Origin of the sequence: Pseudomonas sp. ES3-33, assembly GCF_000952175.1 — a bacterium.
GTDB lineage: Bacteria > Pseudomonadota > Gammaproteobacteria > Pseudomonadales > Pseudomonadaceae > Aquipseudomonas > Aquipseudomonas gregormendelii.
Map to the genome: position 1 here is coordinate 1 of NZ_JZRI01000156.1, position 2391 is coordinate 2391.

Sequence of the window (2391 nt, forward strand, 5' to 3'; positions counted from 1 at the left end):
GTAAGCGTCCAGCCAACACACCTTCCGAACTCCAGCATTAAGGGCGATGGTGTCCGCGTATTTTTAAGCGGACGCGATCGCCCTTAACGTCAGGATTTCCATGCGCCAACGAAGCTCTTACCCGAAACCCTTCAAGGCCCAGGTTGTTCAGGAATGCCTGCAACCGGGCGCAACCCTATCCAGCGTTGCCATCAGCCACGGCATCAACGCCAACGTTATCCGCAAGTGGCTACCGCTTTATCGAGATCAGTCGCCAGCGGCGTTGCCAGCTTTCATTCCATTGAGAGCTACGCCCAAACGGCAAACGGAAGCGTTGGCGGTTATTGAGCTGCCATTTGGCGAGCAATCGATCTCAGTGAAATGGCCAACGTCCGATCCTGAAGGCTGCGCCCGCTTTGTCCGTGGGCTCACTCAATGATTCGCATCGATGCCATCTGGCTCGCCACCGACCCCATGGACATGCGTGCCGGCACTGAAACTGCGCTGGCCAGGGTGATCGCGGTGTTCGGTGCGGCGAAGCCGCACTGCGCTTATCTGTTCGCCAACCGCCGCGCCACTCGTATGAAAGTGCTGGTGCATGATGGGATTGGCGTCTGGCTGGCTGCTCGCCGGTTGAACCAAGGCAAGTTTCACTGGCCCGGCATTCGTAATGGCTACGAGATAGAGCTGGATGCTGAGCAACTTCAAGCGTTGGTGCTCGGCCTACCTTGGCAGCGTGTTGGGGTTGGCGGTGCAATCACACTGCTTTAAAAAGCTGTAATTAGCGCCTTGGCCTACTGCCGCAAGCGACCTGCTTTGGTAAAATCCAGGGCATGACTTCCTCGCCCAATCTCGATCAGATGACCCCCGACCAACTGCGCGCCTTCGCGGCGCAGTTGCTGTCGCAGGTTGATTCTCTCGGGCTGCAAGTCGACAGGATGGGCAAGAAGAACGACCGCGACCAAACCATCATCGAGCAACTCACCCACGAAATCGCTTGGTTCAAACGTAACAAGTTTGCCAAGCGCAGTGAGCAATTGAGCCCTGCTCAAGGCAGCCTGCTCGATGATCTGCTCGACACCGATATCGCGGCCATTGACGCCGAGCTGAAGGCGTTGAATCCGCCGGCTGCGTCGGCCGAGCCACGCAAGCAGCCCAAGCGTGTTCCTTTGCCTGCGCAGTTTCCGCGTACCGTGATTTATCACGAACCCGACAACACCCAATGCCCCTGCGGCTGCCAGCTCCAGCGGATCAGCGAGGACGTCAGCGAGAAGCTGGATTACACGCCGGGCGTGTTCACCGTGGAGCAGCATGTGCGCGGGAAATGGGTCTGCTGCGAGTGTGAAACGCTGACTCAGGCACCGGTTCCGGCCCAGGTAATCGACAAGGGTATACCGACCGCAGGGCTGCTGGCTCACGTGATGGTGGCCAAATTCGCCGACCATTTGCCGCTGTATCGCCAAGAGAAAATCTTTGGCCGCGCTGGCCTGGCTATCGCCCGCTCGACACTGGCGCAATGGGTCGGCCAGACCGGCGTGCAGCTCCAGCCGTTGGTCGATGTGCTACGCGAAACGGTACTTGCCGAAGGCGTGATCCACGCCGACGAAACGCCAGTGCAAATGCTCGCGCCGGGCCAGAAGAAGACCCACCGTGCTTACGTCTGGGCCTACTGCACTACGCCGTTTTCGGCGGTCAGGGCAGTCGTTTACGACTTCAGCCCGAGCCGTGCGGGCGAGCATGCACGTAACTTCCTTGGCCAGTGGGATGGCAAGCTGGTGTGCGACGATTTCGCCGGCTACAAGGCAAGCTTCCAGCAAGGCATCACCGAAATTGGCTGCATGGCCCATGCGCGCCGCAAGTTCTTCGATCTGCACGCGACGAACAAAAGCCAACTGGCCGAACAGGCGCTGCACTCAATTGGCAGCTTGTACGAAATCGAACGGCAAGCGCGGGAAATGACCGACGAAGATCGCTGGCGAATACGTCAGGAAAAAGCGGCACCCATTATCGACGCACTACATACCTGGATGATGGCCCAGCGCGATCTTGTGCCCGAAGGATCGGCTATTGCCAAAGCTCTGGATTACAGCCTCAGGCGCTGGACGGCACTGGCTCGATATCTCGAGGACGGCGCTGTGCCCATCGATAATAACGCGGTCGAAAATCAGATAAGGCCATGGGCACTTGGACGCTCGAACTGGTTGTTCGCCGGGTCACTACGCAGCGGTAAGCGGGCAGCCGCGATCATGAGCTTGATCCAGTCAGCACGCATGAATGGGCATGATCCGTATGCCTATCTCAAAGATGTACTGACGCGGCTGCCGACGCAGCGTGCCAGTGAGATTGATCAACTGCTGCCGCATCGGTGGATGCCCGCCTGAGTCACGCAAGGTGACTTCGGCGGACGCTTAC

Annotated in this window: 3 protein-coding genes; all 3 read left to right on the forward strand. The window is 58.8% G+C overall.

Annotated elements, in window-relative coordinates; translation table 11 throughout:
* Positions 1-100 precede the first annotated feature (100 nt).
* The 3 genes from tnpA to tnpC all read left to right on the forward strand — a co-directional run bounded on the left by tnpA (position 101) and on the right by tnpC (position 2360).
* Positions 101-418, forward strand: coding sequence for an IS66-like element accessory protein TnpA (gene tnpA / locus UB23_RS28965; protein ID WP_082069254.1), 318 nt, complete (start codon positions 101-103; stop codon positions 416-418).
* Complete coding sequence (tnpB, locus tag UB23_RS30445; protein WP_045062372.1) at positions 415-750, forward strand: IS66 family insertion sequence element accessory protein TnpB; 336 nt, start codon at positions 415-417, stop codon at positions 748-750. Before tnpA ends, tnpB begins: the two co-directional genes overlap by 4 nt.
* Positions 751-812: 62 nt before the next feature.
* Positions 813-2360, forward strand: a complete 1548-nt coding sequence (gene tnpC, locus UB23_RS26695) for an IS66 family transposase (protein ID WP_045062374.1) — start codon at positions 813-815, stop codon at positions 2358-2360.
* The last annotated feature ends 31 nt before the right edge of the window (positions 2361-2391 follow it).